Origin of the sequence: Streptomyces sp. NRRL B-24085 (assembly GCF_001282115.1) — a bacterium.
Taxonomy (GTDB): domain Bacteria; phylum Actinomycetota; class Actinomycetes; order Streptomycetales; family Streptomycetaceae; genus Streptomyces.
The window spans coordinates 1-6306 of the sequence record NZ_LJBR01000532.1 but is presented as its reverse complement, the minus strand read 5'-3'; the positions used below and the strand labels follow the sequence as shown (position 1 = coordinate 6306).

Annotated in this window: 6 protein-coding genes; all 6 read left to right on the top strand. The window is 74.6% G+C overall.

What is annotated here, in order from left to right; all coding sequences use genetic code 11:
- Positions 1–134: 134 nt before the first annotated feature.
- Complete coding sequence (locus AOJ26_RS38760) at positions 135–926, top strand: alpha/beta fold hydrolase (RefSeq protein ID WP_199828918.1); 792 nt, start codon at positions 135–137, stop codon at positions 924–926.
- An 87-nt stretch (positions 927–1013) separates the two neighbouring features.
- Positions 1014–1991: an acyl-CoA thioesterase gene (locus AOJ26_RS38755; RefSeq protein WP_086724399.1), complete on the top strand. Its 978-nt coding sequence runs from the start codon at positions 1014–1016 to the stop codon at positions 1989–1991.
- Complete coding sequence (locus AOJ26_RS38750; RefSeq protein ID WP_063790385.1) at positions 1988–3298, top strand: beta-ketoacyl-[acyl-carrier-protein] synthase family protein; 1311 nt, start codon at positions 1988–1990, stop codon at positions 3296–3298. Before AOJ26_RS38755 ends, AOJ26_RS38750 begins: the two co-directional genes overlap by 4 nt.
- Positions 3298–4368, top strand: coding sequence for a beta-ketoacyl synthase N-terminal-like domain-containing protein (locus tag AOJ26_RS38745; protein ID WP_053853034.1), 1071 nt, complete (start codon positions 3298–3300; stop codon positions 4366–4368). Before AOJ26_RS38750 ends, AOJ26_RS38745 begins: the two co-directional genes overlap by 1 nt.
- Positions 4352–5167: an SDR family oxidoreductase gene (locus AOJ26_RS38740; RefSeq protein ID WP_053853033.1), complete on the top strand. Its 816-nt coding sequence runs from the start codon at positions 4352–4354 to the stop codon at positions 5165–5167. The genes AOJ26_RS38745 and AOJ26_RS38740 overlap by 17 nt, the downstream gene beginning before the upstream one ends.
- A gap of 63 nt (positions 5168–5230) precedes the next feature.
- Positions 5231–6306 (top strand): beta-ketoacyl synthase N-terminal-like domain-containing protein (locus AOJ26_RS38735; RefSeq protein ID WP_053853032.1); only part of this gene is annotated, 1076 nt, incomplete at its 3' end.

Sequence of the window (6306 nt, the reverse complement as noted above, 5' to 3'; positions counted from 1 at the left end):
GTGCTCGCCAGTGCGGGGACCGGGGACGCGGGGGGCGATGACGCGAGTGCGGCGTTGCTTCTTGCGGGGGCCGGGGGTGCGGTGTGACGGCCTCGGCTTCGCCTTCGGCCTTGGGGTTCCCACCCGCACCACCCGTGCTGCTTTCGCCGTCGGCGGCTTCCCCGGTCCGGATGCGGCGGGCGGCGCTCGAAGGCGGTGATCCCGTCCGGGTTCTGCTGCTGCACGGGCTGGCCGGGAGCACCTCCCAGTGGGCGGCGTACGCGGAGCTCGCCGACGACGTGGTCGAGGTGTGGGACGCGGTGCTGCCCTGGGGTGCCGAAGGCGACCCGGGGTGGAGCGTCACCGACGAACCCGGCGGCTATGTGCAGCGGGCTCTGGACGCCGTACCCGGCGGGGTGGACGTGCTCGTCGTGCACTCCTTCACCGCGGGGCCCGCGCTCGAAGTGCTCGCCCGGCGAAGCGATGTCGGGGCCGCCGTGGTCGTCGCTCCCTTCCACCGGCGCTCCCCCGACGCCTTTACCTGGGACGACGCCCAGTACTACCTGAACGGGTTCCACCGGATCCTCGAAGAGGGGCTGCGGATCGGCGCGGGCGACCGCGTCCCGCCCGAGCTGCGTGCCGCGATGGCGCTCAGGGTGCGGGAGCGGATCGGACCGTACGGATGGCAGCAGTTCTTCGGTGCCTACCTGCGCAGCCCCGGACTCGACGTCGACGCGCTGCGGCTGCCCGTGCTCGTCGTGGCCGGCGCCGGGGACTTCGCCGCCCCGCCCGACGACGCCCGGGCACTGGCCGCCGCCCTGCCCGCCGGCCGGCTGCGGCTGTTCGAGGACTGCGGGCACTTCGCGATGGCGGAACGCCCGCGGGACTTCGCCGACGCCGTGCACGAGCTGCTGCACGAGGTCTTTCCCGAGCGGGTCAGGGCCTGAGGGGCCTGAGGGGTCCTGAGCACCACACCTTTCCTCACCTGCACGCGCGTTCAGTTTCTCCTGCCCATCCCTACTCACGGAGTCGACGTGACCACCACGCACACCGCTGACATCGAGGCCGCGGTCCTCGCCCTGAAGGAGCCCAGCTCCCTGGAGATCCGGCCCCGCTACGAGGGCTCCAACATCTGCACCTGGATCGGCTTCAAGCACGTCAACTACCTCGTCGAGGAAGCCGTGCTGAACCATCTCCGCCAGGCCGGCCTCGCGCCCGGCACGGTCTACGAGGTGTACGGCCTGTGCACCGACATCGTCGACATCGACACCCGCATCCTGCACGCCTTCCACATCGACGACACGGCCGTCGCCGAGGTGAAGCCGCACCGCAAGGCCAAGGACGGCGAGCTGGTCTTCGCCGTCACCCTGCACGTGCGGCGCGAGACGCTGCTGAAGGCCGTCACCTCCACCGTGCGCGTCCAACTGCGCCTCGACCCGCGCGGCGGCGGCGAGCTGCCCGTGCCGGCCGCCCTCGCGCCGTTCGCGGTGGACCGGCTGGCCGCCGAGCCGGGCTGGACGCCCGAGCCGGTCGAGGCCGACCTCGCCGCCGACGACCTGGTCAAGGAACTGACGGCCGGGAAGAACGCGTACGCCTGGAAGTTCCGCATCCCCTACTGGTACTGCCACTTCACCGAGCGCCAGCAGATGTCCGGCTACCTGCGGCTGATGGAGGAGGCCAAGGACCGGCTCGTCGCCGACCGCGGGGTCTCCATCAAGACGCTCCTCGACGAGCAGAACTGGATCCCGGTCGTGCCGCACTCGCGGATCACCGTCCTCGACGAGGCCCGCATGGAGGAGGACCTGTACGTCGTCCTCACCGTCGAGAGCGTCTTCAAGGGGTTCACCTACGACTCCCGCATGGACACCTACGTGGTGCGGGACGGGCAGCTGGTGCAGACCGCCACCGGGCGGATCACCCACGGGTACGCCGTCATCGAGAACCGGCGCGACTGGTCGCTGGTCTCCTTCGACGACCGCATGAACGCGGCCCTGGAGGGCCGGACGGCATGAACGCCCAGGCCGAGGCCGTGGTCACCGGGGTCGGCGCCGTCACCTGCCACGGTGCGGGCGCGGACGAGCTGTGGCGGGCCATGACGGCGGCCGGGACCCGTCTGCCGGACCGGCCGGCGGACCCGCTCGCCCTCATGGACCTGCCGCTGATCAACCTGGTGCCCGGCCTCGGCCTGCCCGGCCCCCACGAGCCGGGCCCCGGCCCGACGTCCGAGCGGGCGACGCGGTTCGCCTCGCTCGCCGCCGCCGAGGCGCTGGCCGACGCGGGACTGGACACCGGCGCCCTGGACGCGGTGCGCAGCGCCGTCGTGCTCGGAAGCTGCATGGGCGAGCCCGAGGTGAACGAGCGGGGCCGCGGCGGGCAGCGGTGGGAACCGCCGTTCCGGCTGGCGAGCGCCCTCGCCGGTGAACTGGGCCTGTTCGGTACGGCCGTCGACGTCGCCAACGCCTGCGCCGCCGGGGGGTACGCCCTCGGGGTCGCGCTGGACCTGGTGCGCAGCGGTCAGGCGGATGTCGTGATCGCGGGCGGCTCCGACGCCTACTCGCGGGTCGCCCTCGGGTGCTTCAACCGGCTCGGCGCGGTCGACCCCGAACGCTGCCGGCCCTTCGAGCGCGACCGGGCCGGGACGGTGTTCGCCGAAGGCGCGGGCGTGCTGGTCGTGGAATCGGCCGCGCACGCCCGGGCCCGCGGAGCGCTCGACACCGGTCATGGGCGGGTGCTGAGCCTGTCCGGGGTCGGCTGGAGCTGCGACGGCGACCATCCGACGGCGCCCCGGGAGGACGGCGAGGAGATCGTGCGGGCGATGCGGCGGGCCCTGGGCGAACCGCCCTACGACGTGGGGTGCGTGGTGCCGCACGGCACCGGTACGCGGCTCAACGACGTGTTGGAGAGCCGGCTGCTGCGGCGGGTGCTGGGCACCGGGCGGGTGCCTCTGTACAGCCTCAAGGGGCTGCTCGGGCACGCGGGCGGCGCGTCGGCGGCGCTCGGGGTGGTGGCCGGGGCGCTGATCCTGCGGCATGGGACGGTGCCCGGGAACGTGCCGCTCAAGGAGCAGGACCCGCAGTGCGAGGTGTGGCTGCCGGAGGACTCCGTGCCGCTCGGCGCGCGGCGGGTGCTGGTGAACGCGTACGGGTTCGGCGGGAACAACGCGTCGGTGGTGCTGGGGGTGATGGCCTCGGCCTCGCCTTCGGCGTCTGGGCTCCCACCCGCACCACCCGTTTCGCCATCGTCGTCGGGTGCGGGTGGCCCCGGTGGGGCGGACTCGCGGTCGGCGGCCGGCGGGTCGTCGGCCGTGGGAGGCTCCTGATGGGTGAGATCGCTGTCACCGGGGTGGGGGTCGTCTCGCCCTGGGGTGACGAGGCCGGGAGCGCCGCCGCCTACGGCGGGCTGCCCGCGGACGGCGCATGGTTCGACCACCGGGCGCGGCTCGGGGCGCGCGGGTACAAGTACCTGCCCGCCGCCGCCCAGTACGTGCTCGCCGCGGCACGGGCCGCGGTCACCGACGGGGCCTGGGCCGACGCCGTGCCCGCCGACCGGCGCGGACTGCTGCTCGCCACCAACGCCGGGCTCGCCGGGGCGTACGACGCGATGGACGCCACCGTGGCGGAGCGCGGCGCCGACGGGATCTCCCCCGCCCTGGCGCCGTACTTCGCGGTCAACGTCCTCGGCAACCGGCTCGCCGCCGAACTCTCCCTGCACGGCTTCGCGCTGACCGTCGCCACCGCCCGTACGGCCGCGCTGGACGCCCTGTCCACCGGGGCCTCGGCGCTGGCCGCGGGCCGGTGCGGGGCGCTGCTGCTGGCCGCGACGGAGGAACCGGTGCCGGCCGCGCGGGGCGGGGGCGGGGAACAGGGCGCGGCGGTGCTCGCGCTGGAGCCGCTCACCGCGGCCCGCGCCCGCGGCACCGCCGTCCACGCCACGCTCCGGGCCCGCTCGGTGTTCCTGCCCCCCGGGGCGCTGGAGCGTCCGGAGGGCCGCGAGCGGGCGGCGCGGGTGCTGGAGCGGGTGCTGGAGGAGCTGGTCCCGGGGGCGCGGAGGCACGGGAGCACGGACCCGGCAGCGGGGGCCGACCGCGGCGGATCCGTGCCGCCGGTGGTGCGGGTCCACCTCGATCTCGACACCTCCCCGGTCTGCGAGGCAGTCGCCGGCGCGCTCGCCGGGATGCGTACGCGGGCGGCTGCCGGGCCGGACGAGCTGCCGCCCCGGCGGACCGGATGCCTGGGTCCCGCTCTCGCCCTCGCGCACGCCGTGACCGCGCGGGACGGCGGGGAACGGCTCGTCGTCAGCGCGACCGGGGCGGGCCAGGCCGCCTTCGTCCGGGTCTCTCCCGTACAGGACCGTCACACACAGGAGTTGCAGCATGCTGAAGTCGCTTGAGGGGAGCTGGTGCCTGGTTCTGGGGGCGTCCAGCGGGATCGGACGGGCCATCGCGCTCGGACTGGCCGACGAAGGCGTCCATGTCGCCGGCGTGCACTTCGACACCGCCGCGCGCCAGGACGAGGTCGCCGAACTGGTCGAGGACATCCGCGGCAAGGGCGTCGAGGCGCGGTTCTTCAACGCCAACGCCGCCTCCAGGGCGGCCCGGGCCGAGATCGTGCCCGAGCTCGCCGAACTGACCGGGGCCACCGGGGGGATCCGCGTCCTCGTCCACTCGCTGGCCTTCGGCTCGCTGGTGCCGTTCCTGCCGCGGGACGGGTGGGAGAAGCGGATCAGCGGGCGGCAGATCGAGATGACGCTCGACGTCATGGCGCACAGCCTCGTCCACTGGACGCAGGACCTGGTCGAGGCCGGCCTGCTGCGCGGCGGTTCCAAGGTGTACGCCATGACCAGCGCCGGGACCTCGCAACACCTGCCGAGCTACGGGGCGGTGTCGGCGGCCAAGAGCGCCCTGGAGTCCCATGTGCGGCAGCTCGCCTGCGAGTTGGCCACCAGCGGGATCGCCGTGAACGCGCTGCGGGCGGGGACCACGGTCACTCCCGCGCTGCGGCGGATCCCCGAGCACGCCGGGTACATCGAGCGGGCCGCCGAGAACAACCCGCACGGCCGGCTGACCCGGCCCGAGGACGTCGCGGACGCGGTCGCACTGCTGTCCCGTACCGAGTCCTCGTGGCTGACCGGCAACACCATCGGCGTCGACGGGGCGGAGCTGCACGCCGCCGCGGGGGCGTGGGGCTGAGTCCCCGTCCTGCGCCGGTCTCCGACTTCCGCGTACTTTCTACGACTTCAGGAGCAGACAGCTATGAGTGTCAGTCTTGCCACCGGGGCGGGCCCGGACACCCTGGTCGTCTCCGGCTGGTCCGTGGCGTCGCCGTACGGTCTCGGCGCCGAGGCCTTCGCCGAGGGCGTGCGGGGCCTGCGGGACGCGGTGCGTCCCGGCGACGAGGAGTCCGACCTCGGACCCTACGAACGGGCCGGGCGGATACCGGACTTCGATGTGCGCGCGATCCTCGGGCGCAAGGGGACCCGGGCGATGGACCGGGCCACCGGGCTCGCCGTGGCCACCGCCGGGATGCTGCTGGAGCAGGCCGGGGCGGGGCTCGCCGAGGAGGTGCCCGAGGCCGTGGGCATGGTGCTGGGCACCGGGCACGGCAGCGTGCAGTCGATCATGGACTTCACGCGGGACTCGCTGACCGGGGAGAAGCCCTTCCACGTCGACCCCGCGCTGTTCCCGAACACCGTGATGAACCGCGCCGCCGGGCAGAGCGCCATCTGGCACACCCTGCGCGGGCCCAACACCACCGTGTCGGGCGGGGCGTTGACCGGGCTGCTCGCGCTCAGCTACGCGGCGCGGCTGCTGCGGCGCCGGCACTGCGAGGCGGTGCTGTGCGGGGCGGTCGAGGAGTTCTCCCGGGAGCGGGCCTGGCTGGAGTACCGGGCGCGCAGCGGAGGGCCGCAGCGGCAGCCGGTCGGACCGCTCGGGGAGGGGTGCGCGCTGTTCCTGCTGGAGTCGGCCGCGCGGGCCCGTGCCTACGGGCGCACCGAGTTGGCCTCGCTGCTCGGGTCCCGGTTCATCGCGTTCCCCGATCCCGAGGGTGCCGACGAGGCCGTGGGCCGGGCCGTGCGGGAGGCGCTGAAGGAGGCCGACGTGCGGGTCGAGGACGTGGGGCTGCTGGTCCCGTCCGACGGGGGCGGGGTCCTCGGGGCCCGGGAGGACGCCGCGCTCGCCGGGATCTTCGGGGAGCACCGGCCGCCCCGGCTGCGGTTGCGGCGGCTGGTCGGGGATCTGGGGGCGGCGAGTGCGTCCCTCCAGGTCGCCGGGGCAGTCGCTGCCGGCGGCCCGGGTGAGATCGCGCTGGTGACCTCGGTGGACGTGGA